Origin of the sequence: Bradyrhizobium tunisiense, from assembly GCF_042263385.1 — a bacterium.
Classification (GTDB): domain Bacteria; phylum Pseudomonadota; class Alphaproteobacteria; order Rhizobiales; family Xanthobacteraceae; genus Bradyrhizobium; species Bradyrhizobium tunisiense.
On record NZ_JBHLEV010000010.1, the window covers coordinates 156058 to 180695 of the forward strand.

Below are 24638 nucleotides of genomic sequence, written 5' to 3' on the forward strand. Positions count from 1 at the left end.
GCGCGTCCCGGAATGACGGCTGAGAGTGTTGAACCATGGCCATCAACCACCTTGCCCCCGAGCAGACCGAGCAGTTCGCCGACAACATCGTCGGCTTTGCCCGCGCGCTGCGTGCCGCGGGCATGCCGGTCGGGCCAGGCGCCGTCATCGACGCCATGAGCGCGCTGCAGGTGATCGACATCGGCAACCGTGCCGACGTCTTCACCACGCTGGAGGCGATCTTCGTCAAGCGCCACGAGCACGCGCTGATTTTCAAGCAGGCTTTCAACCTGTTCTTCCGCGCCTCGGAGGAATGGAAGCACATGCTGGATTCGGTGCCGCTGCCGGACGAGGCCAAGAAGAAGCCGCAGGCGGGCTCGCGCCGCGTGCAGGAGGCGATGTCGCGTCCGCGCATGACCGAGACGCCGCAGCATCAGGAGCAGGATCTGCGCCTGTCGGTCTCCGACAAGGAGATCCTGCAGAAGAAGGATTTTGCGCAGATGAGCGCGGCCGAGATCGCCGAGGCGCTGCGTGCCGTCGAGCGGATGCGGCTGCCGCAGGCCGAGCTCCTGACGCGCCGGCACCGGCCTGATCCGCGCGGGCTTCGTCTCGATTTGCGTCGCACGCTGCGTGCATCCTTGCGCACCGGCGGCGACATCATCGACCTCCATCACCTGGGGCGGATCGAGAAGCCGGCGCCGATCGTGGCGCTGCTCGACATCTCGGGCTCGATGAGCGAGTACACCCGCCTGTTCCTGCATTTCCTCCATGCCATCGGCGATGCGCGCAAGCGTGTCTCGGTGTTCCTGTTCGGCACCCGTCTCACCAATGTCACCCGCGCGCTGCGCCAGCGCGATCCCGATGAGGCGCTGGCGAGTTGCTCGGCCTCGGTCGAGGACTGGGCCGGCGGCACGCGGATCTCGGCCTCGCTGCACAACTTCAACAAACTGTGGGCGCGTCGCGTGCTGAGCCAGGGCGCCATCGTGCTGCTTATCTCCGACGGGCTGGAGCGGGAGGCCGATTCCAGGCTTGCCTTCGAGATGGACCGGCTGCATCGGTCGTGCCGGCGGCTGATCTGGCTCAACCCGCTCTTGCGGTTCGGCGGCTTCGAGGCCAAGGCGCAGGGCATCAAAATGATGCTCCCGCACGTTGACGAATTCCGCCCGGTACATAATTTGAGTTCGATCCAGGAGCTGATCACGACGCTCTCCCGGCCGCTGCCGCCGCATCACCGCAGCCTGATCCGCTCCGCAGCTTGAGAGGCACCCCATGCTCGATCGCGACGAGGATATCCTGAAGGCGGCGGAGGACTGGCAGAAGGCCGGCCGTGGCGTCGCGCTGGCGACGGTCGTCGAGACCTGGGGCTCCGCGCCGCGCCCGGCGGGCTCGAGCCTCGTCATCAACGACGAGGGCACCTTCCTGGGCTCCGTCTCCGGTGGCTGCGTCGAGGGCGCCGTGGTCACCGAGGCCATGGACGTGATCCAGAGCGGCAAGCCGCGGATGCTGGAGTTCGGCGTCGCCGACGAGACCGCCTGGAATGTCGGGCTGTCCTGCGGCGGCACCATCCGCGTCTTCGTCGAGAAGGTCGGTTAGCCGTGAAGCTCGAGATCCTGCACGAACTCAATGCCGAGCGGGCCGCACGCCGGCCGGCGATCCTGGTGACGGACACCGAGAGCGGCGAGCAGCGCCTGGTGAAGGCCGCCGATTTCGCCAAGGATCCGCTGCGGGCGGAGCTGGACAAGCAGCTCCGCATGGGCAAGAGCGCCAGTGTCGAGGCCGGCGGCAAAAAGCTGTTCCTCAACGTCTATGCACCGACCGCGAAGCTCGTCATCGTCGGCGCGGTCCATATCAGTCAGGCCCTGGCGCCGCTGGCGCGCTCGCTCGGCTACGACGTCACCGTCGTCGATCCGCGCACGGCATTTGCGAGCCCCGAGCGCTTCCCCGATATTCCGCTGGTGGCCGAATGGCCGGACACCGCGCTGCCGCCGCTCGATGTGGATGCCTACACGGCCTTCGTCGCAGTCACGCACGATCCCAAGATCGACGATCCGGCGCTGCTGCACGCCTTCGAGCGCAATTGCTTCTACATCGGCGCGCTCGGGTCCCGAAAAACGCACGCCAAGCGCGGCGACCGGTTGCGCGCGCAGGGTGCGAAGGAGAGCGACATCGCCCGCATCCACGCGCCCATCGGACTTGCGATCGGCGCGGTCTCTCCGTCCGAGATCGCGGTGTCGATCATGGCCGAGATCACGGCGGTGCTCCGGCTGCCTCCCAAGGAAAAAGAAGTAGCCGCATGAAGTTCGGACCGGCGAGCCCCAGGGATGCGATCGGCGGGGTGACCGTCCACACCCTGCGTCAGGGACCGCTGGTGCTGAAGAAGGGCACGACGATCGGCCCCGCCGAGGTCGAGGCGCTCGAGCGTGCAGGCATCAAGGACATCGTCGTGGTGCGCATGGAGGCCGGTGACGTCCCCGAGGACGTTGCGGCCGCCGGCATCGCGCTCGCCGTCGGCGGCGAGGGCATCCATGTCGAACGCGCCTTCACCGGCCGCGCCAATCTGTTCGCCGCGCGCCCGGGCGTGCTGGTGATCGACCGCGCCGCGGTCGACCGCATCAACAATATCGATGAGGCCATCACCTTCGCTACGCTCTCCGCCTACAAGCCGGTGGTCGAAGGCGAGATGGTCGGCACCGTCAAGATCATCCCGTTCGGCGTCGAAGGCAGTTTGCGCGACGCCGCGGTGAAGGCCGCGGGCAAGGACGTGCTCAGAATCGCGCCTTACGTGATCCAGCGCGTCGGCGTGGTCTCGACCCTGCTGCCGGGCCTGTCCTCCAAGGTGATCGACAAGACGCTCCGTGTCACCGCCGAGCGGCTCGCGCCGGCCGGCGCCAGCATCATCGCCGAGCGGCGCGTTCCTCACGAGGAGCAGGCGCTGTCGGCCGCGATCAAGGAATTGCTCGCGTTAGGGGCCGAGCTCGTCATCGTGTTCGGAGCATCTGCGATTGCCGATCGCCGCGACGTCATCCCGGCAGCCGTCACCGGCATCGGCGGCGAGATCGAGCATTTCGGCATGCCGGTCGATCCCGGCAATCTGCTGCTGGTCGCCCGCGCCGGCAATGTGCCGGTGCTGGGCGCGCCGGGCTGTGCGCGCTCGCCGGTCGAGAACGGCTTTGACTGGGTCTTGATGCGGCTTCTCGCCGGCATCAAGGTGACGCGCTCCGAGCTGATGGGCATGGGCGTCGGTGGCCTCCTGATGGAGATCGTCACGCGGCCGCAGCCGCGCGCCACGCCGGAGATCGAAGGTAATCGCCAGGTCGCCGCCATCGTGCTCGCGGCCGGCCGCTCCACGCGCATGGGCGGCCCGAACAAGCTGCTCGCCGAGCTCGATGGCAAGAAGCTGGTGCGGATCGCGACCGAGCAGGCACTGGCGTCGAAAGCATCCGAGGTGATCGTGGTCACCGGCCATCAGACCGAGCTGGTCGAGCAGGCCCTGCAAGGCCTGAAGGTGCGGTTTGTCAAGAATCCGGACTTCGCCGGCGGGATCGCGAGCTCGGTCAAATCGGGCATCGCTGCCGTCCCTGAAACTTGCGACGGCGCCGTGGTGTGCCTCGGCGACATGCCGCTGATCGATGCCGGCCTGATCGACCGCCTCATCGATGGCTTTGCGCCGGACCGCGGCAACCTCATCGTCGTGCCCGTCAGCGAAGGCCGCCGTGGCAACCCCGTGCTGTGGTCGCGCCGCTTCTTCAAGGAGTTGATGACGCTCGACGGCGATATCGGCGCGCGGCATTTGATCGCCAAGCACACGGAGGCAGTGGCCGAAGTGCCCGTGGACGGCGAGAGCGCCTTCCTCGACATCGACACGCCGCAGGCGCTGGAAGCGGCAAGACGGGGATGACGGTGCGGCAAACGACGGTGCCGTAGGGTGGGCAAAGGAGCGGAGCGCCGTGCCCACCATCTTCTTTCTATTGCGGATACAAATCGTGGGCACGCTACGCTTTGCCCACCCTACGGCGCCTCCCCATTCTGCTCTATTTCAAGCACCCGTTCACCATCTGGAAACGACCGCCGCTTAGAGTCCTCACCGCCTGCCTTGGGGGGAGGGGTTTTTCCATGGCTTCGAATGTCGTCGCGCGGCGTTGCGCGATGTTTTGCTTTGTCTTGTCAGTTGCCGTCACGGGCGCCCGCTACATGACCGACGCCCACGCCGCAGGCGCCATTGCGGTCGGCAAGTGCGGCGCCTATGGCCAGGCCTTTGATTACGGCGCCGAGACTGAAGCGCGCGCCGCGGCGCAGAAGCAATGCAAGGGTGATTGCACGACGGTGACGATGAAGCGCGCCTGCGCGGCGATGTCGGTCGATCTCGCCAACCCCTGCGGCGCTTATGGCTATGCGGTCAAGCCGAAGATCTCCGCCTCGCTCAACGCCGCCACGCGCGAATGCTACAAATACGGCGGCAAGGAATGCGTGATTCGTGCCTGGGCCTGCGACGCGAAGGGTTGATTTCTGTATTGTCATTCCGGGGCGCGCGGTAGCGCGAACCCGGAATCTCGAGATTCCTGGTTCGATGCTGCGCATCGCCCCGGAATGACCATCGAGGGAACCACATGCAGTTCGATACCAAGATCGCAGTCGTGATCCGCACCGATCTTCAGGCCTGGCAGAAGCTCAACGTCGCGTCCTTTCTCACCAGCGGCATCGCCGCGGCTTTTCCCGAATGCATCGGCGAAGCCTATGAGGACGCTTCGGGCACGGAATATCATGCGCTGATCGGCCAGCCGATCCTGATCTATGGCGCCGACGGCCCGGCGTTGTCGCGCGCGCTGGAACGTGCGCTGGCGCGCAACGTCAAGCCGGCGGTCTATACCGAGGACATGTTCAGCACCACGCACGATGCCGCCAATCGCGAGGCGGTGAGGGCAGTGGCGCGCAACGATCTCAATCTCGTCGGCATCGCCATGCGCGCCGAACGCAAGGTGATCGACAAGGTCATCGACGGCCTCAAGTTCCATAGCTGACACATTCCGCGCGGCGTCATCATCGTGTCATGATGGGGCAGGCCTTGCGCAAACTTTGTGCTGTTTGACCTCCGTCAAAGGGGCGGGGGGCGGCGTCGCTATTCTGCTTCAAAACACGCAGAGGAGCAGGCAGATGCCGACCATGAAAGCCGCGATCGTCAAGCAATTCGGCAAGCCGCTGGTGATCGAGGACGTGCCGGTGCCGCAGCCCGGTCCCGGTGAGGTTCTGGTCAAGGTCAAGGCGTGCGGCGTCTGCCACACCGATCTGCACGCAGCGTCCGGCGATTGGCCGGTGAAGCCGGTTCCGCCTTTCATTCCCGGCCATGAGGTCGCCGGGACAGTCGCCGCGCTCGGAGTTGGCGTGAAGAATCTGAAAGTGGGAGATGCCGTCGGCGTCGCCTGGCTGCATGACGCCTGCATGGCTTGCGAATATTGCGAGACCGGCTGGGAAACGCTGTGCGAGCACCAGCACAACACCGGCTACAGCGTCAACGGCGGCTTCGCCGAATATGTCATCGCTTCGGCCGCCTTTGCCGCAAAGCTGCCGGCGACGGTCGATTTCGCCGCCATCGCGCCGATCCTGTGCGCCGGCGTCACAACCTACAAGGGTCTGAAGGAGACCGAGGCTCGGCCCGGCGAGTGGGTGGTGATCTCAGGCGTTGGCGGGCTCGGCCATGTCGCGATTCAATATGCCAAGGCGATGGGGCTCAAGGTCGCGGCCGTCGACATCGCCGACGACAAGCTGGAGCTGGCGCGCGAAACCGGCGCCGATCTCGCGGTCAACGCCCTCGTAGCCGGCGCGGTCGACAAGGTTCTTGCGGCGACCGGCGGCGGGGCCCACGGCGTGCTGGTGACGGCGGTCTCGACCGCTGCTTTCGCCCAGGCGCTGAAGATGGTGCGCCGGAAGGGCACCGTCAGCCTCGTCGGCCTGCCGCCGGGCGAATTTCCGACGCCGATCTTCGATGTCGTGCTCAAGCGCATCACGGTGCGCGGCTCGATCGTCGGCACGAGGCGCGATCTCGACGAGGCCGTCGCCTTCGCTGCCGACGGCAAGGTCAAGGCCGAAGTGACGAAGGTGCCGCTCGCGCAAATCAACGAGGTGTTCGACCGGATGAAGGCCGGCAAGATCGACGGCCGCATGGTGCTGGATTTCGGCTAGCGCATCATCCGGCCGGCATGCCCTCGAACTTCGTCAGGCTGGGGTCGATCCGATCCCAATCATGGCCGCGCGCGGCGAACGTGATCGCCTGCGGCTTGTAGCGGGCGGGCTCGTCGAGGCTCGCAGCGCGGACGGTGAAGACGTCGGGCTGCGCTGCGAAGGTCATGTACACCGGCACGCCGCATTGCGTGCAAAAGCCGCGCGTCTTCACGTTGCCGCTGTCGGCGACCATGTCCCAGTGCTTGGCATCGCCGGTCAGCGTGACGCCGGCCCGCGCGAACGTCGCGTACGAGCCATGTGCACTGCCGCTTTCGCGTTGGCAGTCGCGGCACTGGCAATGATTGCTGAACAGGGGCTCGCCGACGATCGAATAGCGGATCTCACCGCAGGCGCAGCCGCCGGTATAGGGCTTGTTCATCACGATATTCCCTTACTTGTCTTCGCCGGAGACGGCATCGAGGCGCTGCAGCACCTTGACCCAGCCGTCGCTCATGTTGCGATAAGCAGTATCGTTCTTTGGCGTCACGAAGCCGGAATGCACCACGCGCACGCGCGTCCCTGCTTCGACCGGTGTGAGCGACCAGGTGACGACCGTATCAAGCGCCGAGCCGTAACCGGTGTTGCTCTCGTCTCCGCCCTTCCAGGCGTAAGCAAAGCGCTGGTTCGGCACGACCTCCAGAACGCGGCAATGGATCGTGCCATCCCACGCGCCGGCCGGATTGGTCTTGAACGTGAAATTGTTTCCCTCGACGGCCTCGAAACCGGTCGGCGGCATCAGCCAGCGCGCAATCAACTGGGCACTGGTCAGCGCCTTCCAGATCGTCGCGACGGCGTGAGGGAAGACTTCATCGATGACGATGTTCTGGGTTTGGACTTTGGAAGCAACTGCACTCACGGATCGATCTCCTTCAAGAGGTCACGCAGGTTCTGGAAGCGTTCGCGCCAGAACACGCCGTAATGGTCCATCCAGGTGACGAGGGGCTCGAGCCCTCGCGGCGCGGCGCGGTAATAGACGTTGCGGCCCTCGGCGCGCTCGGCCACGAGGCCGGCCTGCTTGAGAGACTTCAGGTGCTGCGAGATCGCGCCTTGGGTCACGCCGCTGCCGCGGGTGAGCTCGGCGACGCTGATCTCCTTGCTCTCGAAGACACGCTCGAACACGGCGCGCCGGGTCGGGTCGGCGAGGGCGCGCATCACGGTGGTGATGGGATTTGGGGCGGCGTTGATCATGTCATTCTATTAGTCAACGCTAATTCATTAGTCAATACTAATTCGTTGGAATTCTGATCTGTCGCTAGGGGTGGCTTGACGATGACTGACTAGTCAGTCAAAATAGAAAAATGACAAAGAGATCGACCAAGCTCGCCAAGCCCTCTGCAGAGAGCGGGGCGCACACGTCCGCAACCCAAGGCGCGCTGCCTGTGTCGAACCGCACTGCGCGTGCGCAGGAGCGGCGCGCGGCGATCGTGGAGGCGGCAATGGAGGAATTCATCGCCCGCGGCTTTGCCGCGACGCGCCTTGACGACATCGCCAAACGCGCCGGTGTCGCCAAGGGCACGATCTACCTGCACTTCAAGGACAAGGAATCGATGTTCGAGGAGCTGGTGCGCATCGTGATCGTGCCAGTCGTGGCGCGGCTGACCGCGCTACCGCCGCCGGCGGGCTCGGTGCGCGACCTCGTCGAGGCCTTCGCCAGCAACTTCCTGAAAGAGGTCATCGGCACCAGGCGCGGCGATCTGGTGCGCCTGATCGTGGCGGAGGGGCCGCGCTTTCCGGCCGTCGCCGACTTCTACTACCGCGAGGTCGTCTCGCGCGGGATTGCTGCCATGCGCGGGCTGATCGAGCTCGGCATCGCTCGCGGCGAGATCCGTCAGAAGGACCTCGCGCGCTATCCACAGATCATGGTTGCTCCGGCGATGATCGCAGTGATCTGGCAAAGCCTGTTTGCGCGGCATGCGCCGCTCGACGCGCAGGAGATGCTGCGCGTCCATCTCGATTTGATTTTTGGCGAACGGAGGACGACATGAAGTCGTCGCAAGCGATCCTTGGATTGGCATTGGTCGTTACGCTCGCGACCGGCCTTGCCGGGTGCAAGGAGAAGCGCGATCCCGGCTTCCAGGGCTGGGTCGAGGCCGACATGATCTTCGTCAGCCCGGACGAAGCCGGCCGCGTAACCAAGCTCAATGTCCGCGAGGGCGACGAGGTCAAGGTCGGCGATCACCTCTATTCCGTCGACGATGATCTCCAGCTTGCCGATCTCAACCAGAACAAGGCGACGCTCGCCAACGCACAGCAAACTTATGATCGGGCAGCCTCGCTGAACAAGACCGGCTCCGGCACGCAAGCCAATCTCGATTCCGCGGTGTCATCGTTGCGCGTCGCGGAGGCGCGGGTGGCGACGTCGGAGACGCGGATGGCGCGGCGCAAGGGCTTTGCGCCTGTTGCCGGCACCATCCAGCAGATCTATTTCCGCGAGGGTGAGATGGTGGGGGCGCAGCGGCCGGTGCTGTCGATCATGCCGCCCGGTAACATGAAGCTGCGCTTCTTCGTGCCGGAGACCGCGCTGCCGAAGGTCGCGATCGGCGACACGGTACGAATCTCTTGCGACAATTGCGCGGCCGACCTCACCGCAAAGATCTATTTCATTGCGACCTCGGCCGAATACACCCCGCCTGTCATCTACAGTCTCGATGAGCGCAACAAGCTGGTCTATCTGGTCCAGGCGCGGCCCTCGCGGCCTGATGCCCTGCGCGTGGGACAGCCGATCGACGTCTATCTCAATCCGAAGACTCCGGTGGCGGACAAGCGATGAGCGAGGGAAACGGCATCGCGATCGACGTCAAGGGCCTGACCAAGTCGTTCGGGGGCCGCGAGGTCGTGCACGATCTGTCGATGCAGGTGAAGCGCGGCTCGATCTATGGCTTCCTCGGGCCCAACGGCTCGGGCAAGACAACCACCATCCGCATCCTCTGTGGGCTGCTCACGCCCGACAGCGGTGAGGGCACCTGCCTCGGCTACGACATCCGGCGCGATGCCGAAAAGATCAAGCGCCAGGTCGGCTACATGACCCAGCGCTTCAGCCTGTACCAGGATCTCTCGGTACGCGAGAATCTCGAATTCGTGGCGCGGCTCTATGGCGTCACCGACGCGCGAGGTGCCGCGCGCGACATGATCAGGCGGCTCGGGCTCTCGGGTCGCGAGGAGCAGCTTGCGGGCGAGCTCTCCGGCGGCTGGAAGCAGCGACTCGCGCTCGGGGCATGCACGCTGCCCAATCCGCAACTCCTGCTGCTCGACGAGCCCACCGCGGGCGTCGATCCCAAGGCGCGGCGCGACTTCTGGAACGAGATCCATGCGCTCGCCGCCGAGGGCCTCACGGTCCTGGTCTCTACCCATTACATGGACGAAGCCGAGCGCTGCCATGAGATCGCCTACATCGCCTACGGCCATCTGCTGACGCATGGCACAGTGGAGGAGGTGATCGCGAAATCCGCGCTGACGACCTACACAGTGACGGGCGAGGACCTCAACCGCCTCACGGCCGAGCTGACCGGCAAGCCGGGGATCGACATGGTGGCGCCGTTCGGCACCTCGCTGCACGTGTCCGGCCGCGACGTCGCGGCGCTCGAAGCCAGCATCGGGTCGTGGCGTGAGAAGAGCGGCCTGCACTGGCAGAAATCGTCGCCGTCGCTGGAAGACGTGTTCATCGAGCTGATGGGTCGCTCCAAGGACAATTTCCAATGAGCGCCGTCGATCCTCCCGCACCGCGCCACGAAATCCGGGAACGCTTCGGCTTCCTGCGGCGCTCTTATGCAATGCTGGTCAAGGAGTTCATCCAGCTCAGGCGGGATCGCGTGTCCTTCGCGATGATCGTGATGCTGCCCGTGATGCAGCTCATGCTGTTCGGCTATGCCATCAACACCACGCCGCGCCATCTGCCGAGCGCGGTGCTGCTCCAGGAGGACTCCGATCTCGCCCGCTCGATTTTGAAGGCGCTGGAGAACACCGCTTATTTCCGCTTCCTCTATGAGGTGCACGACGTCGACGATTTCGACAACCTCCTGAAATCCGGCAAGGTGCTGTTCGGCATCGAGATCCCGCGTGGCTTCGAGCGCGCGGTGCGGCGCGGCGACAGACCGGCATTGCTGGTCGCGGCCGACGCCACGGATCCCGTTGCGGCGAGCGCGGCGATCGGTTCGCTCGGTATGGTGGTGCAGACCGCGCTCAAGCACGATCTCTATATCGGCGATCCCCCGGAGATGCCGTTCGAGATCCGCGCGCACGCCCGCTACAATCCGGCAGCTAGCTCCAGCCTGAACATCGTGCCCGGTCTCGTCGGCACCATCCTGACCATGACCATGCTGATCTTCACCGCGCTGTCGGTCACGCGCGAGGTCGAGCGCGGCACCATGGAAAGCCTCTTGTCGATGCCGATCAAGCCGGTCGAGGTGATGTTCGGCAAGATCGTGCCTTACGTCCTGGTCGGCTTCGTGCAGGCGTTCCTCATCATCAGCATCGGCGTCGGCCTGTTCGGCGTGCCACTGATCGGCAATCTGTTTCTGCTGGCGCTGCTCTCGACACTGTTCATCACCACCAATCTGGCGATCGGCTACACCATCTCGACCCTGGTGCAGAACCAGCTCCAGGCCATGCAGATGTCGATGATGTTCTTTCTGCCGAGCATTCTGCTCTCCGGCTTCATGTTCCCGTTCGCGGGCATGCCGGCCTGGGCGCAATATCTCGGCGAAGCCCTGCCGCTGACGCATTATCTGCGCATCGTCCGCGCCATCATGCTCAAGGGCGCGACCATGGAGAATTTGCGCTTCGACACGCTGGCGCTGGTAGCCCTGATGCTGCTCGCCATGACCATCGCCGTGACGCGCTTCCGCCGCACGCTGGATTGAGGCACAATGACCCTTGGAAGTCATTCCGGGGGCGCGCGAAGCGTGAACCCGGGATTCCGGGTTCGATGCTGTTGCATCGCCCCGGAATGACAAGGGGGCGGAATGGTCAGATTTGCGAGCAGGAAGACACGGCACCAGGCCGTGCTGTCGGAGGATTTCGAGCGCGAGCTGACGCGGGAGGTGTTGCGCACCGAGTTGTTGCGGGTGCGGACACTGATCCTGACGGGCTGCATCATGATGCTGTTGCTCACCTCGATCTATTTGATCGACCCCGGCGTGGTGAACCGGGTGTGGCGCGGAACGGACGGGATTATCGCGGTCTATGCTCTGCTCGCCGGCTTCATTCTGTTCGAGGTCTGGGTCCACACCCAGATCAGAAAGAACCTGCGGCTCGATCGCGATGTGCCGGTGATCCGCCGCTATGTCGGCACGCTGATCGAGACGTCGCTGCCGACCGTGATCCTGATCCTGCAGACCCGCACCATGGGCGCAAGCCAGGCGCTCGGTTTCGCCGTGCCGCTGATGTATTTCATCTTCGTCATCCTCTCGACCCTGCGGCTCGACTTCTGGCTCTCTGCATTCACCGGCTTCGTGGCTGCAGCCGGGCTTCTGTCGGTTGCGTTGTACTACAATTCGGCAGACGAGGCCGGCGATCCCCTGATCTATTTGCACGCTGTGCGCAGCGTCGTCATCCTGATTTGCGGCGCGCTGGCGGGTGCCGTCGGCGCGCAGCTCCGCCGCCAGTTTGCCGCGAGCATCGCGGCGGCGACCGCGCGCGACCGGGTGACGAACCTGTTCGGCCAGCACGTCTCCCCACAAGTGGTGGAGCGGCTTATGGCGCAGGGAACGAGCGCAAGCGGCGATATTCGCCGCGTCGCGGTGATGTTCGTCGATTTCCGCGGCTTCACGGCCGGCGCGCAGTCGCGCACGCCGCAGGAAGTGGTCGACCGGCTCGACGGCGCCTTCGCGGTGCTGGTCGACATCCTCGACAAGCACGGCGGCATCGTGAACAAGTTTCTCGGCGATGGCTTCCTCGCGCTGTTCGGCGCACCTCTGGAGGCCTCCGACGCCGCGCCGCGTGCGGTCGCCGCGGGCCGCGAGATGCTCAGCGCGATGGACCGCATCAATGCCCAGACGAGCTGGCCGCTGCGCATCGGCATCGGGATTCATTTCGGCGAGGTCGTCGCCGGAAACATCGGCTCGCCACGGCGCAAGGAGTACACCGTCATCGGCGACACCGTGAACTTCGCCTCGCGGCTGGAAGCGCTGAACAAGGAGTTCGGCTCGCAGTTCCTGATCTCGGCGACCGTGCGCGAGGCGCTGGGCGAGGCCGGCAGCGATGCCGTCGCGCTCGGCGAGGTCGAGGTGCGCGGCTACGAGCGGCCGGTGGCGGTGTTTCAATTGGGCTAGCGCGCGTCCCATATCGCTGGCGCTCGCTCTTCCACTTCATGAATCGATTGCTCCGATTGCTCCGAATTTTGGGGCATGACGAGCGATATCGCCGGCTTGTAGACTGCCGGCGAAGCGGCCGGTCGCGGCCGCGACTTGCATGAGGGATCGAGGATGCAGCGCCGTTACGCCACCGTCGACGTGTTCACCGACCGCGCCTTCGGCGGCAATCAGCTCGCCGTTGTGCTCGACGCGGGCGGGCTGTCGAGCACGCAGATGCAGGCGATCGCGACCGAGTTCAACTATTCCGAGACGACTTTCGTGCTGCCGCCGCGCAATCCCGGGCACGACGCGGAGGTCCGCATCTTCACACCGGTTCGGGAGCTTCCCTTCGCGGGTCATCCCAATGTCGGCACTGCCTTCGTGCTGGCGAGCCTCGCCAGGGAGCCGAAGCCGCGCCTGCTGTTCGAAGAGAAGGCTGGGCTCGTGCCGGTCGAGATTCGTAGAGAGCAGGGAAAGGTGGTCAGCACCGAGCTGACCGCGCCGCAGCCGCTGTCGCGGCTGGCGGAAGTTTCCGCCGCGGACGTGGCGTCCTGCATCTCTCTGAGCGCCGATGACATCAGGACCGATCGCCACGCGCCACAGGTCGTCGGTGTCGGGACGCCGTTCGTGGTCGCGGAGGTGCGATCGCGCGAGGCGGTGCGGCGGGCCAAGCCGGATGCCGCGGCATTCGGCCGGATGCTGCCGCGCGACGGCGCTTTCTCGGTCTATTTCTACACGCGCGATGTGCCGGCTGCGGAGGCGCCATGCGAGCGCCAGGCGCGAATGTTCTTCCCCGGGGCCAGCGGCCTGATCGAAGACCCCGCCACCGGCAGCGCCACAGTTGCTGCAGCCGCACTGTTCGCCGATCTCGATCCCGCGCCTGACGGCGAGCTCACGCTTACCGTCGGCCAGGGGTTTGACATGGGCCGGCCGAGCATCCTGCTGACGCGCGTGCGCAAGCAGCACGGCAAGATCGTCTCCGCCCACGTCGGCGGCAGCTGCGTGCAGATGATGGAGGGGTCGTTCCAGCTTGCGGGAGAGGGCTAGCCGCCATTCCGGGTTCGCGCCAAGGGCGCCGCGGAATGACGGCGGCAGCTACGTCTGCCGCCCGGCCAAATTCTTCACCGCCACGCCATCCCGCTCCTCGATGATCTCCGCGATCATCTGGCGGTGGCAATGAGTGTGGTCCCGCTCGTAGCACAGCAGGCACACGGGGCCGGCCTTCTTCACCAGGGCCGAGAGCTCGTCCATTGCTTCCCTGGCCTCGGGCGCCTTCAGGTGCTTCGAAAAAATCTTCTCCAGCACGTCGTACTGCCCGCTGCGCGCCGCCAAGCGGCCTTCCTTCGGCGTGCCGAGCGCGGCGAGGTGAACATAGGCGATGCCGCGCTCGTCGAGTCCGGCGGACAGCTGCTTCTTGGAAAAGCCCGGGCGCCGCGACGACGTCACGGCGCGCACGTCGACCACGAGCTTGACGCCGGCCTCTTCCAACTCGTCCAGCACGGCCTTGGGCGGCGTCTGCTCATAGCCGATGGTGAAGAGCTTTCTTGCCTTTGCCATGGGACAGCTCAGCTTATCCGCGCGATCAGTTCCATGGCGCCGTGAGGTGCGCGCACCTTGCCTTCGTGGATGACGTAAGCGAACACGTCGCGTGGCTCCTTCTTCGGCTTGGCCTTGTCGACTTTCGGCAGATCATCCGGTTCACCGCCCGAAGCCCAGGCCTGGAAGCGCTCGGCCCAGGCGTCGAGTTGTTTCGGCGGGTAGCAGGTCTTGATCTCGTCATTGCCCTTCTGAAGCCGGGCATAGACGAAATCGCCGGCGACGTCGGCGATGGCAGGATATTTGCCGTGCTCGGCGAACACCACGGGCGTCTCGAATTCGCGGATCAGCGCAACGAAGTCGGGCGTGCAGAAACTGTCGTGGCGGACCTCAACGACATGGCGGAGCGCGCGGCCCTCGAGCTTGCGGGGCAACAGTTCGAGGAACTTGCCGAAATCGGCGCCGTCGAACTTTTTCGTCGGGGCAAACTGCCAGAGCACCGGCCCGAGATGGTCGCCGAGCTCCAGCACGCCGGAATCATAGAATCGCTTGATGGAGTCGCCGGCCTCGGCGAGCACGCGGCGATTGGTTGCGAAGCGCGGTCCCTTTACCGAGAACACGAAGCCGTCGGGCACCTCGCTTGCCCATTTGCGAAAGCTCTCCGGCTTCTGCGAGCCGTAATAGGTGCCGTTGATCTCGATCGAGGTCAGCTTCGAGGCTGCGTAAGACAGCTCCTTCGCCTGCGTGAGTTTCTCCGGATAGAACACGCCGCGCCAGGGCTCGAAGGTCCAGCCGCCGATGCCGATGAAGATGTTGCCGGACTTTTTTGACGCGGTTTTTGCTTTGGCCACGGGAGGATCTCGCATCGACGGGGAGGGAGGGGCTTATCCTAGTCAAACGAGATGTGATTGGCCAGTTCTCGCGTCGAGTCTAAGCTCGGCGTCGCGATCGGCGAAAAAGGAGATCAAGATGCGGATGCTGATGGTGGGAGCGGCGCTCGGCATGATGACATCTGCCGCCATGATATCTCCGGTCATGGCGGATGATGACGATGCCAAGGGCGCGCAGACGCTCGCCCAGCGGGGCCGCGACGATTATTGGCATTGCCTGGCGCGGGAATATTCGCGTGACAGCAATCAGGGAATGACGGAACAGGATTTTGTCCGCTCGGTCGCGGGCGCCTGTCCGTCGGAGCGGCAATACTACCGGGTGGTGCTGCTCGACTATCTCACGACCCAATATCCGAACATTGATTCCGGCGCACATCTCGCGACCGCGAACAGGGCAGTGGAGTTTGCGCAAAAGGACATCGTGACGGCCTTCGTCAAGCACAGGCTGCCGGCGAAGTAGGAGCCGAAAGCGAATGGGGAGTAGCGAATAGGGCAGGAAGGCCAGCCTCCCTATTCGCTACTCCCCGTTCGCTATTCGCCCCTTCGGCCGTGCGCCCATCCATGGTATCACCGGGCGCATCTGGAACAGGGATGGGTTTCATGTCGTCTGAGTCGATGGGGGGCATTTTGGGCGCGATCGTCGCAGCGATCGTGCTGGCGGTCGCCGTCGTGTTCGGGCCGATCGGCCAATATGGCAAGCCGCCCAAACCGGCGAAAGCCGAGCCCGCCCCGGCTGCGGCCCCGGCAGCCCCCGCCGCGCCCGCGCCGCGCGGCCCGATCATCCGGGAAGTGCCCAACCAATAGGCTCAAAATGGTGGTTTTCGCCCCTTGCGAAACGGTCGGGTCGTTCCTATCTAGCTTCTAACGGCGACGTTGAGCGGAAAACTCCGGCGCTGGGACGACCTTGGAATAGCTTGGGCTTGCGCCGGATGTACGCGCGGCCCGCCGTTCCGGGGTCGTTGGCATTTTGGGACCCCTTTTGGGTCATTTCCCACAGACCCCCCGGCTTGGCAGCGCAAGAACTTGGCAGCGTAGGACGCGGCGGATATACGCTGCCGTCATGAACGAAGCGATCAGACCGGGCTCCGACCATCCGCCGCAGGCTCAAGAGGGCCCGGAACTGTCGGTCATCGTCCCGACCTTCAACGAGCGCGACAATGTCACGGTATTGTACCGGCGGCTGGAGGCGACCCTCACCAACGTCGCCTGGGAGGTCGTGTTCGTCGACGACAATTCGCCCGACGGCACCTGGGACGTCGTGCGCGCGCTGGCGCAGCAGGACAGCCGCGTCCGCTGCGTCCGCCGCATCGGCCGCCGCGGCCTGTCGGGCGCCTGTATCGAGGGCATCCTTGCCTCGAGTGCGCCGTTTGTCGCCGTGATCGACGCCGATCTCCAGCACGACGAGGCGCAGCTGCCGAAGATGCTGTTGCTGCTCGCAAGTGATGAGGCCGACCTCGTCGTCGGAAGCCGCTACATCGAGGGCTACAAGAGCGAGGGCTTCAACAAGCAGCGCGCCGGCGCCAGCGCGCTGGCGACCGAGTTCGCGAGGAAGATGCTGCGGGTCGAGATCGCCGATCCCATGAGCGGGTTCTTCATGATGCGCCGCGATCGCTTCGAGGAGCTCGCGCCAAAGCTGTCCGTGCACGGCTTCAAGATCCTGCTCGACATCGTCGCGACTGCGAGCGGCACCTTGCGGGCCGTCGAGATTCCCTACACGTTCGGCGCGCGTCAGCATGGCGAGAGCAAGCTCGACTCCATGGTCGCGCTCGACTTCCTCGGTCTCGTCCTCGCCAAGCTGAGCAACGATGTCGTCTCGCTGCGCTTCATCCTGTTCGCGATGGTCGGCGGCATCGGCCTCGTGGTGCACCTCACCACGCTGTTCATCGGACTCCAGCTGTTCAAGGTGCCGTTCCCGGAGGCGCAGGCTGCCGGTGCCATCGTCGCCATGACCAGCAATTTCATCCTCAACAATTTCCTCACCTATCGCGACCAGCGGCTGAGGGGCTTTGCGCTGCTGCGCGGCCTGATCGCTTTCTACATCGTGTGCAGCGTCGGCCTGCTCGCCAATGTCGGCGTCGCCTTCTCGGTGTACGACCAGGAGCCGATCTGGTGGCTGGCCGGCATGGCCGGTGCGCTGATGGGCGTGGTGTGGAACTACGCGATGTCAGGCCTGTTCGTCTGGCGCAAGAAATAGCGCAATATGGGCGGAGCTGACGCGCGGATCGTCCGCAACACCGCGCTGCTGATTCTCGCGCTGGTCGGTTTGCGGCTCGTCGCGGCCGCGTTCACACCTATTACCTTCGACGAAGCCTATTACTGGATGTGGTCGAAGAATCTGGCGGGCGGTTATTATGACCACCCGCCGATGGTTGCCTATGTGATCCGCGCCGGCACCATGATCGCCGGCGATACCGAGCTCGGCGTCCGCCTGGTCTCGATCCTGCTGGCGCTGCCGATGAGCTATGCGGTCTATCGCTCCGCCGCGATCCTGTTCGGCGGCGCGCGTGTCGCCGCGACCAGCGCCATCCTGCTCAACGTGACGATGATGGCCTCGATCGGCACGCTGATCGTGACGCCCGATGCGCCGCTGCTGGTCGCCTCCAGCTTCGTGCTGTTCTTCCTCGCCAAGGTGCTGGAGACCGGCCGGGGTGCCTGGTGGCTCGCGGTCGGCGCAGCCGTCGGCGCGGCGCTGCTGTCGAAATACACCGCGATGTTCTTCGGGTTGGCGATCCTGATCTGGCTGGCTTGCGTGCCGAAACTGCGGCGCTGGTTTCTCTCGCCCTGGCCCTATCTCGGGGGCCTCGTTGCGCTGGCGCTGTTCTCGCCGGTGATCCTCTGGAATGCGGACCATCAATGGGTCTCGTTCGCAAAGCAGCTTGGGCGCGCGAAGATCGAAGACTTTCGTCCGGTCTTCGTCGCCGAGCTGATCCCGACCCAGATCGCGTTTGCGACCCCGCTCGTCTTCATCCTCGGCGCGATGGGCCTGCACGCGTTGACCTGGCACAGGGCCGGCGCGCTGGCCTCGCGCGTGCTGATCGAGACGATGTTCTGGACCATCGTCGCCTATTTCGTCTGGCATTCGCTGCATGCCCGCGTCGAGGCCAACTGGTTCGCGCCGGTCTATCCGCCCTTCGTTATTGCCGCGGCGGCCGCCGTCAACCTCGTGCAGTGGAAGCCGCGTGCGCGGCGCCTAGCGGATTTCTGCCTGCGCTGGGCCGCGCCCGTCGGCATCGTGATGTTTGCCGCGCTGATCGTGCAGGCCAATACCGGCTGGCTCTCCGGATATCGCCGCGATGCCACCGTGCGCAGCGTCGGCGTCGGCTGGCGCGAGCTCGCCGCCGAGATCGAAACGGTGCGCGCGCGTCATGGCGCCACCTGTGTGCTCGCGCAGGACTACGGCACCACCGGCTGGCTCGCCTTCTACCTGCCGCGCGGCACCTGCGTGGTGCAGCGGACCCAGCGCATCCGCTGGGTCAACATGGTCGAGCCGGATCCAAAGCTGCTCGCTGGCAAGCTGCTGTATGTCGACGAACTGCGCCCGGAAGGGCATCCCGTTCTCCACCACCTCTTTGCGCAGGTCACGCAGGTTGCGCAATTGCAGCGCAAGCGCGGGCCGCTCGTGGTCGAAACCTACGGCATCGATCTGCTGGAAGGCGCCAAAGGCGACGTGCTGGACCGCTCGCCGCCGCCGGAAGCAAGGTAGTCTTGTCGTCCTCGCGGGGGGCGACAGCGAGTGCGGGGGTGTACGGCGGTGGCCTTCAGCCGATCATCTCGGCCTTTGCAGCATCCTGGTCCGGCCCGCCCCGATCCCGCCAGAACCACACCGTCACGACGCCCGAACGGCCGCGGACGCGGGCGAGCAGGGGGCCTGACAGAACGCCGTCAGGCGCCCCGTGGAAGTCGGCCGCATCGAGCAGCGTATCGCTCAACGCGAGCCGTGCGCCGTTCTGGGCGGCGACCTCCATCAGTCGGCTCGCGACGTTCACGGTGTCGCCCGTCGCAGTGATGTGCTGGTGACTCCCGCCGAGGCGGGAGGCGACGATCTCGCCGAAATGCGCGCCGATCTTGAAGCCGAGCCGATCGCCGATGGCTGGCGGCAACGAAGCAATCCAGCGTTCGACGCCGCGATGCAGGTCGATCGAACATTTCAGCGCGCTTGCCGCGTCATCGGGCATCGCTCGCGGCAGGCCGAACAGGATCATGGCGCCGTCGCCGAGAAAGCCGGTGATTGTGCCGCCACAATCGACGGCAGTCTTGTCGATCAGCGCATGAAATGCCTTCAGGACCTCCTGGATCGCATCCGGGTCGGTCTGCTCGCTCAGGCCTGTGAAGCCGGAAAGATCGATGAAGACCACGGCTGCGTTCTGCCGTACGGGTCTTGACAGAAAATCCGGATCGCGCGCCAACCATTCCTGCACTGCGGGCGCCTGGAACCGGGCTAGCGACCTGCTCTTGGCAGCGAGATATTGCGTGCGGCGGCCTCCGGCCCACAGCTGTACGCCGGCAAAGATCGCAAACGGGGGCACGGCGGCGGCAAGCGTGGTTGCTGCATTCAGCCAGACGCCATGCGTAAACGCGAACGTATTGAGCCCGGCCCAGGCGATCATCACCGCAGCCGCCGCCATGATGCCGAGCGCGCTGCGCCGCCAGGCCAGCGAGCCGACCAGCAAGATCGGCAGCAGGATCGCAGCAAAAGCGTCGGCGATACGAACCCTGTAATCGCGCACGATGCCGTCGCCGGCAACGAGATGCGTGATCGCAGTCGAGACCACTTCGACGCCGGGCATCAGGGAATCGAAGGGTGTGGGATAGAAGTCGCCGCCGCCGGCGACCGAGGCGCCGATCACGACGATCCGGTTCTCGATCGCGTCGCGTTTGAGCGTGCCGTCGAAGATGGCCTGTGCGCTGACGGTGCGGATGGTGCGTCTCGGACCGTAATAGGTGATGGGCAGTGCGAAATCGGTATCGGTCGGCACGGCGCGGTCACCGAGCATGAGGCGATCCGGTGCAATCGTCAGCGACTTGTCGAGCGCGCGCGCCGCGACGCGCAACGGGAACGACAGCTCGACCTTGTCGCGGGTCCGGAACAGCATCGGCACCGAAAGAGGTGAGCCCGACTGCCCTGTCGCGACGTTGACGACGCCGACCTCGGCGTGGTCGGCGAACGCGGGCAGCGGCAGCAGGAAGCGTTCGGCCTGCGGCAGCACGGCGAGGGGGCCCTGGCTGCTGGCCTCGACGGTCTCGCTGGCGCTGGGAAAGATGGCCGCGGCGGCGAGCACCATGGGACCGGTGGCGAGCGTGTTCGCCAGCGTCGCATCTCCGATCGCGGCGCTGCGGTCGACCAGCAGCAGGTCGATCGCGACGACCTTCGGCTTGAACTGCACGATGGTGTCGACGACACGGGCGAGATCGGCGCGCGGCAGCGGATAGCTGCCGCCGCGCTTCACCACGGTATCGTCGATCGCGACGATGGTGACGAGATCGGGCGGACGCTGCACGCCGCGGATCTGGGTCCGCCAATCCGTCAGCGTCGCTTCGAGGCGGTCGAGAAAGCGCAGATGACCGTGGGCGTGCGCGGCATAGATGCCTGCGCCCCACAGCGCGGTGAGGATGAGTGCCGCCAGGATCTGAACGCGTCTAGTCACTACGTGCTGCAATCTTCTTTGCTCTGAGTCCGGTAGTCCTATTGACCAAGCCTTGCCATCAGCGCATCGACGCGCGGCTGCCCCCATGTCTTGACGGTCAACGCGCCGGTGGCTTCCACATCGACGCCTTCGCCGGGGCCCAGAACGACGCCGCGCCCACGAGCCCTGCGGCTGACGCCGACACGGCCGTCGGCGACGAAGACGGAGGTCTTGGCCTCAGCGGCGTCGACGGCCCACTTCGTGCCGCGCACCGCGGCAATCGCCTGCGGGGTCAGCACCTTGAAAGGATTGCCGCGGGGTTTTTTGGGCACCTCGATCAGCAGGGCTTTGCTGCTCAACTCCACGGAGTCTATATGTCCGTCGCGGTTGGCGTCCTTAAGTTCAAATCTGGCGCCGTTTTCTGCAACGATGGTGATGCCGTTGTCGCAGCGCCAGGTCTGCGTGCTCGCGGCTGAAACCGACGCTGTGCAGCCGGCATTGGCAGGCTGCGCCGCCGCATATCCCATCAACAAAACCGGCCAGGCCAGGGCGAAACATCCGGCGCGCGCGAACCTTCTCATGCCAGCCTCCGTTTGCATGCCCGGCACAGTTCAAGGCGATGTTGATACGGTACCGTATCACTCGCAGAGGCTGCTGAAAAGTGCCGCTCACGCAGCTATCGCCTCAGCACGGCCTTTTCCAGTCCGGCGCGATCAACTTTCGGTCAGGGGCGAGTGCCGTGCGGCACGCGCGATGTGCATGAGCGGCCGACCGGAGGCGCCCATGAGATGCGAAAGCGGCATTTGCACACCAGCCTCGCTCAACGCTCCTCCGTTATCGTGCGGGCATTGAAGACCACGAAAAGGACTTGGTTGGTGGGTCTAGAGAACGCGGCCGAAGACGTCTGCTGAATGCGCCGCCCCGGCCGAGAATTATGGTTAACAGACGCCCCTAAGCCCGTAGTTCTGCGGGCTTTTTTCTCAAAATGAGACAGCGTTGACGGACCGCCCCACATCTGCCCGAACTTAATCCGCATTTAACTAAAAGTCGCCTTAATGACGCTCCGACCCTCTGCGAGATGCTGTTCCCGGATCGTGACCAGCGGCACTTTGAGGGGGGACCGAGTGACACCGTCCTGGACGCAAGGCGAATGAGTAAGAGTATCGCTGCGCAGAGTAACGCGGCACGGAAGTCCAAGAATTCTCTTCGGAAATCTTCCCGGAAAATGACCACGACCAATTGGCTCGGCGCCGCGGCGATCGGCTGCGTCGTGATGGGCGCCGGCTGGACCATCTACAGCAACGTGTTCGGCGCCAGCGTCTATCCGACCGTCGGCAGCACCGGCTACGACGAGCCGGTGATCAAGCGCGCGCCCAGGGTCGCCCTGCGCGAGGCGGGCGAGGCCGTCAGGGAGGCCTTTGCGGTCTTGCCGGACCGGTTGCAGGTGGCCGCGCCGATCTCGCGCGAGATGTTCAACGAACGCTTTGCCGCGGCTGCGACGCAGGGCGTGCAATCGAACGCTGCCAGCGCCGCGCCAGCGACCGAGGTTGCTGTGGCCAAGGACGCGCCGAAGCAGAGCGTGATCGCGAAGGTCGCGGAAGCGCTGAAGCCGGCGGCTCCGGCCAAAACCGCTGACAAGGCCGCCGACAAGGCGAAGCGTGCTCCGGATGCCCAGATGCAGCTCGCCTCGGCCGATCCGGCCCAGATCGTGCCGGCACCCGAGGCGAAGCCGAAGTCGATTGCAGATCGCGCCAAGGCAGCGGTGATGTCGATCACCGCGCCGCGGCAGTCGATGGTGGAAAAACTCTGGGGCAAGCGTGAGCCGTCCGGTGGGCTTCTGGCCTACGCCTCGGCCGATGCCAGCATCACCGCCTCCATCGCGCCGAAGGAGCAGAACCCGATGCTTGGCGGCTCGGCGCCTTATGATCGTGACACCGCGGTCTACGACATCACGGCCAAGATGGTGTATCTCCCCGACGGGACCAGGCTCGAGGCGCATTCGGGCCTCGGCGCCAACCGCGACGATCCGGATTCCCGCCGTCTGCGCATGCGCGGCGTGACTCCGCCGCACATCTATACGTTGAAGCCGCGCGAGGCGCTGTTCCACGGCGTGCCCGCGCTGCGCCTGACCCCGATCGGCGGCGAGAGCGCGATCTACGGCCGCGACGGCCTGCTCGCCCACACCTTCATGCTCGGGCCAAACGGCGATTCGAACGGCTGCGTGTCGTTCAAGGACTATTACGCGTTCCTCGACGCCTACCGCAACAAGGGCATTCGCAAGCTCGCCGTGCTGGCGCGGGTGGAGTGACGTCGGCTCGGTCGCGATGATGCAAAAGGGTCGCTTGCAGCGGCCCTTTTTCTTGTGTCTCAGCCCGGCCAGCACTGGCCGCCGCCGTCGATCCGCAGCACCTGGCCGGAGACGAAGGCGCCCATGGGACCTGCGAAGAACTCGACGACGCGTGCGACCTCGTCGACGGTCGCGATGCGGTCGAGCGTGCCGGTCTCGACCATCCTGTCGGGGTCCACCGCGCGCGTGCCGAGGAAGCGGCCGGTGCGGGTATCGCCGGGCGCGATGCAATTGACGGCGATATCGTAGGGGCGCAGCTGGTCGGCCAGGCATCGCGTGTAATGCGTCACCCCGGCCTTCGAGACTGCATAGATCGCGCCGTTGGTGCGTCCTTTGAAGGCGGCGACCGACCCAAGCGTGACGATGCGGCCGCGCCGGCGTTCCATCATTCCCTTTGCGACCGCCTGGCAGGTCAGGATGGTCGAGAGCAGGTTGCGCTCCAGCACCGCGCGCACATCGGCCTCCTTGATGTGAACGGCGTCGTTCGGATCGGGTTTGCCGCCTGCGGCCGCGATGTCGCCGCCGGCATTGTGCACGAGGATGTCGATCGGGCCCAGCGCGGCTTCCGTCTCGGCCAACACGCGCGCGATGTCCTCGCCCTTGGTGAGATCGCCGAGCACGCGCCGGCTGCGGACGCCGAATTGGTTTCCGATCTCGGCGGCGACGGCGGTCAGCGTCGTGCCCTCGCCATATTCCGCCGGCCCGTTCTCGCGCATGCCGTGGATGGCGACGTCGGCGCCGAGCGCGGCGAGCTTCTCCGCGAAGGCGCGGCCGAGCCCGCGGCCAGCGCCGGTCAGCAGCGCCACCTGGCCCGCCAATATTTTCCCGTCATGTGCTGCCATGATCTTCTCCTGTTCTGAAACCTAGTCGGCCGCGAGGTCGAGGCCGATCGCCATCGCCTGCACGAGACACATCGGCGCGACCAGCGTGCGCAGCGCCGGCTCGGGCATGTCCTGGATCTCGAACACCACATGCGCGCCTTCGACGATCGGGCTCAAGAGGCTGTCTGTGATGGAGATGGAGGGGACGCCGCGCGCGACCAGTTCGGGAAACAGCCGCGCCGTGTCCGGATAGTAATTCCGGAAGCTGATGGCGACCAGTGCGTCCTCCACGGTTGCGGCATGCGACTGCTCGTGGATGCTGCCACCGGTGCCATCGAGCAGGACGACGCGTCGTCCGAGCTTGCGCAGCACGTAGGCGAGGTGGGTCGCAACGGGAAACGATCCCCCGAGGCCGAGCAGATAGATGTCGCGCGCTTTCGATAAGATCGCGGTTGCGGCGTCGAGCTCGCGGGCATGGACGGACTGGCTCAGCGTGACCAGCGACGATTGCGCCTCCGAGACGAAGCGCGACAAGACCGCGGCCGGCTGGCGGCCGAGCACCGATTTCTCCTCGCTCTTCATACGGGCGAGCCGCGCCTTGTAGCTCGGCGCAACGCCGGCAACGAGGCGCGTGCGGAACACCTGCTGCATCTCGGTGAAGCCACCGAATCCGAGCGCGTGGGCGAAGCGAACGATCGCGGAGGGCGGCACGCCCGAACGCTGCGCGACCTCCGCCACCGTGCCGAGCGCGACGTCCGTCGGGTGATCGAGCACAAACTCCGCGATCTGCTGCAACCGGCCGGAAAGCGCCCGGTGCCGCTGCGCAATGGCGCCGCGCAGCTCGTCGTAGCTCATTGCGCCTTGTGACTTGTTCATCGCCTCGGGTCTCCAGATCGGACGCCTGTTTAGCGGCATTTCGCCGTTTGGACCAAATA

The 24638-nt window shown here is 65.4% G+C and carries 27 protein-coding genes; 18 read left to right on the top strand and 9 right to left on the bottom strand.

The window, feature by feature from the left end; genetic code table 11:
- The first annotated feature begins 35 nt into the window (after positions 1-35).
- The 7 genes from ACFDR6_RS31485 (at position 36) to adhP (ending at position 6156) form a co-directional block, all read left to right on the top strand.
- On the top strand, positions 36-1238 hold the full coding sequence (locus ACFDR6_RS31485; protein ID WP_317243440.1) for a vWA domain-containing protein: 1203 nt from the start codon (positions 36-38) through the stop codon (positions 1236-1238).
- A gap of 10 nt (positions 1239-1248) precedes the next feature.
- Complete coding sequence (locus ACFDR6_RS31490; RefSeq protein ID WP_007602422.1) at positions 1249-1572, top strand: XdhC family protein; 324 nt, start codon at positions 1249-1251, stop codon at positions 1570-1572.
- A 2-nt stretch (positions 1573-1574) separates the two neighbouring features.
- Positions 1575-2276 carry an XdhC family protein gene (locus tag ACFDR6_RS31495; RefSeq protein WP_212081484.1) on the top strand — a complete coding sequence of 234 codons (702 nt, stop codon included), beginning with the start codon at positions 1575-1577 and terminating at the stop codon, positions 2274-2276.
- A complete protein-coding gene (locus ACFDR6_RS31500) occupies positions 2273-3877 on the top strand; it encodes an NTP transferase domain-containing protein (protein ID WP_375860729.1) in 1605 nt (534 codons plus the stop codon). The genes ACFDR6_RS31495 and ACFDR6_RS31500 overlap by 4 nt, the downstream gene beginning before the upstream one ends.
- A gap of 215 nt (positions 3878-4092) precedes the next feature.
- Entirely contained in the window at positions 4093-4482 is a 390-nt protein-coding gene (locus ACFDR6_RS31505; protein WP_212081482.1) for a DUF4189 domain-containing protein, read from the top strand.
- A 104-nt stretch (positions 4483-4586) separates the two neighbouring features.
- Positions 4587-4997, top strand: a complete 411-nt coding sequence (locus ACFDR6_RS31510; protein ID WP_375860730.1) for a DUF2000 family protein — start codon at positions 4587-4589, stop codon at positions 4995-4997.
- A 133-nt stretch (positions 4998-5130) separates the two neighbouring features.
- A complete protein-coding gene (adhP, locus tag ACFDR6_RS31515) occupies positions 5131-6156 on the top strand; it encodes an alcohol dehydrogenase AdhP (protein WP_212081480.1) in 1026 nt (341 codons plus the stop codon).
- A 4-nt stretch (positions 6157-6160) separates the two neighbouring features.
- Here the strand turns inward: adhP and ACFDR6_RS31520 are convergent, their stop codons facing one another.
- From ACFDR6_RS31520 to ACFDR6_RS31530, 3 genes are read right to left on the bottom strand one after another with little or no spacing between them, the layout of a single operon-like run.
- Complete coding sequence (locus ACFDR6_RS31520; protein ID WP_375860731.1) at positions 6161-6574, bottom strand: GFA family protein; 414 nt, start codon at positions 6572-6574, stop codon at positions 6161-6163.
- A 12-nt stretch (positions 6575-6586) separates the two neighbouring features.
- Positions 6587-7051 (bottom strand): SRPBCC family protein, encoded by a 465-nt coding sequence (locus ACFDR6_RS31525; RefSeq protein ID WP_317243444.1) that lies wholly within the window; start codon positions 7049-7051, stop codon positions 6587-6589.
- Positions 7048-7383 (bottom strand): ArsR/SmtB family transcription factor, encoded by a 336-nt coding sequence (locus ACFDR6_RS31530; RefSeq protein ID WP_375860732.1) that lies wholly within the window; start codon positions 7381-7383, stop codon positions 7048-7050. The genes ACFDR6_RS31525 and ACFDR6_RS31530 overlap by 4 nt, the downstream gene beginning before the upstream one ends.
- Positions 7384-7493: 110 nt before the next feature.
- Between ACFDR6_RS31530 and ACFDR6_RS31535 the strand changes: the two genes are divergently transcribed.
- The 6 genes from ACFDR6_RS31535 to ACFDR6_RS31560 all read left to right on the top strand — a co-directional run bounded on the left by ACFDR6_RS31535 (position 7494) and on the right by ACFDR6_RS31560 (position 13532).
- The gene (locus ACFDR6_RS31535) at positions 7494-8180 is read left to right on the top strand and encodes a TetR/AcrR family transcriptional regulator (protein WP_375860733.1); all 687 of its coding nucleotides are present in this window, start codon (positions 7494-7496) and stop codon (positions 8178-8180) included.
- Positions 8177-8965: an HlyD family secretion protein gene (locus ACFDR6_RS31540; protein WP_212081475.1), complete on the top strand. Its 789-nt coding sequence runs from the start codon at positions 8177-8179 to the stop codon at positions 8963-8965. The genes ACFDR6_RS31535 and ACFDR6_RS31540 overlap by 4 nt, the downstream gene beginning before the upstream one ends.
- Positions 8962-9894, top strand: coding sequence for an ABC transporter ATP-binding protein (locus ACFDR6_RS31545; RefSeq protein WP_375860734.1), 933 nt, complete (start codon positions 8962-8964; stop codon positions 9892-9894). The genes ACFDR6_RS31540 and ACFDR6_RS31545 overlap by 4 nt, the downstream gene beginning before the upstream one ends.
- Positions 9891-11054 carry an ABC transporter permease gene (locus ACFDR6_RS31550; RefSeq protein WP_212081473.1) on the top strand — a complete coding sequence of 388 codons (1164 nt, stop codon included), beginning with the start codon at positions 9891-9893 and terminating at the stop codon, positions 11052-11054. Before ACFDR6_RS31545 ends, ACFDR6_RS31550 begins: the two co-directional genes overlap by 4 nt.
- 102 nt (positions 11055-11156) lie before the next feature.
- Positions 11157-12464, top strand: a complete 1308-nt coding sequence (locus tag ACFDR6_RS31555; RefSeq protein ID WP_212081472.1) for an adenylate/guanylate cyclase domain-containing protein — start codon at positions 11157-11159, stop codon at positions 12462-12464.
- A 153-nt stretch (positions 12465-12617) separates the two neighbouring features.
- Positions 12618-13532, top strand: coding sequence for a PhzF family phenazine biosynthesis protein (locus ACFDR6_RS31560; RefSeq protein ID WP_375860735.1), 915 nt, complete (start codon positions 12618-12620; stop codon positions 13530-13532).
- Positions 13533-13580: 48 nt separating this feature from the next.
- On the opposite strand, the gene ACFDR6_RS31565 is transcribed toward ACFDR6_RS31560, so the two are convergent.
- Positions 13581-14042, bottom strand: a complete 462-nt coding sequence (locus ACFDR6_RS31565; RefSeq protein WP_317243450.1) for a DUF488 domain-containing protein — start codon at positions 14040-14042, stop codon at positions 13581-13583.
- A gap of 8 nt (positions 14043-14050) precedes the next feature.
- On the bottom strand, positions 14051-14887 hold the full coding sequence (locus ACFDR6_RS31570) for a DUF72 domain-containing protein (protein WP_317243451.1): 837 nt from the start codon (positions 14885-14887) through the stop codon (positions 14051-14053).
- A gap of 103 nt (positions 14888-14990) precedes the next feature.
- Here ACFDR6_RS31570 and ACFDR6_RS31575 point away from each other — a divergent pair, with 103 nt between their 5' ends.
- The 4 genes from ACFDR6_RS31575 (at position 14991) to ACFDR6_RS31590 (ending at position 18614) form a co-directional block, all read left to right on the top strand.
- On the top strand, positions 14991-15371 hold the full coding sequence (locus tag ACFDR6_RS31575; protein ID WP_375860736.1) for a hypothetical protein: 381 nt from the start codon (positions 14991-14993) through the stop codon (positions 15369-15371).
- Positions 15372-15511: 140 nt separating this feature from the next.
- Positions 15512-15715, top strand: a complete 204-nt coding sequence (locus tag ACFDR6_RS31580; protein ID WP_212081467.1) for a hypothetical protein — start codon at positions 15512-15514, stop codon at positions 15713-15715.
- A 256-nt stretch (positions 15716-15971) separates the two neighbouring features.
- Entirely contained in the window at positions 15972-17105 is a 1134-nt protein-coding gene (locus ACFDR6_RS31585) for a glycosyltransferase family 2 protein (RefSeq protein WP_212081466.1), read from the top strand.
- A 6-nt stretch (positions 17106-17111) separates the two neighbouring features.
- The gene (locus ACFDR6_RS31590; protein ID WP_375860737.1) at positions 17112-18614 is read left to right on the top strand and encodes a glycosyltransferase family 39 protein; all 1503 of its coding nucleotides are present in this window, start codon (positions 17112-17114) and stop codon (positions 18612-18614) included.
- Positions 18615-18669: 55 nt separating this feature from the next.
- Here the strand turns inward: ACFDR6_RS31590 and ACFDR6_RS31595 are convergent, their stop codons facing one another.
- Together ACFDR6_RS31595 and ACFDR6_RS31600 are read right to left on the bottom strand one after the other, a co-directional pair.
- Complete coding sequence (locus ACFDR6_RS31595; RefSeq protein ID WP_375860738.1) at positions 18670-20556, bottom strand: CHASE2 domain-containing protein; 1887 nt, start codon at positions 20554-20556, stop codon at positions 18670-18672.
- A 38-nt stretch (positions 20557-20594) separates the two neighbouring features.
- Positions 20595-21116, bottom strand: a complete 522-nt coding sequence (locus ACFDR6_RS31600) for a FecR domain-containing protein (RefSeq protein WP_375860739.1) — start codon at positions 21114-21116, stop codon at positions 20595-20597.
- A 644-nt stretch (positions 21117-21760) separates the two neighbouring features.
- Between ACFDR6_RS31600 and ACFDR6_RS31605 the strand changes: the two genes are divergently transcribed.
- Positions 21761-22843, top strand: a complete 1083-nt coding sequence (locus ACFDR6_RS31605; protein WP_375860740.1) for a tlde1 domain-containing protein — start codon at positions 21761-21763, stop codon at positions 22841-22843.
- Between the two features lie 59 nt (positions 22844-22902).
- Here ACFDR6_RS31605 and ACFDR6_RS31610 read toward each other — a convergent pair whose 3' ends face one another.
- Together ACFDR6_RS31610 and ACFDR6_RS31615 are read right to left on the bottom strand one after the other, a co-directional pair.
- On the bottom strand, positions 22903-23724 hold the full coding sequence (locus tag ACFDR6_RS31610; RefSeq protein ID WP_317243456.1) for an SDR family NAD(P)-dependent oxidoreductase: 822 nt from the start codon (positions 23722-23724) through the stop codon (positions 22903-22905).
- Between the two features lie 21 nt (positions 23725-23745).
- Positions 23746-24579: a MurR/RpiR family transcriptional regulator gene (locus ACFDR6_RS31615; RefSeq protein ID WP_212081460.1), complete on the bottom strand. Its 834-nt coding sequence runs from the start codon at positions 24577-24579 to the stop codon at positions 23746-23748.
- Between the last annotated feature and the right edge of the window lie 59 nt (positions 24580-24638).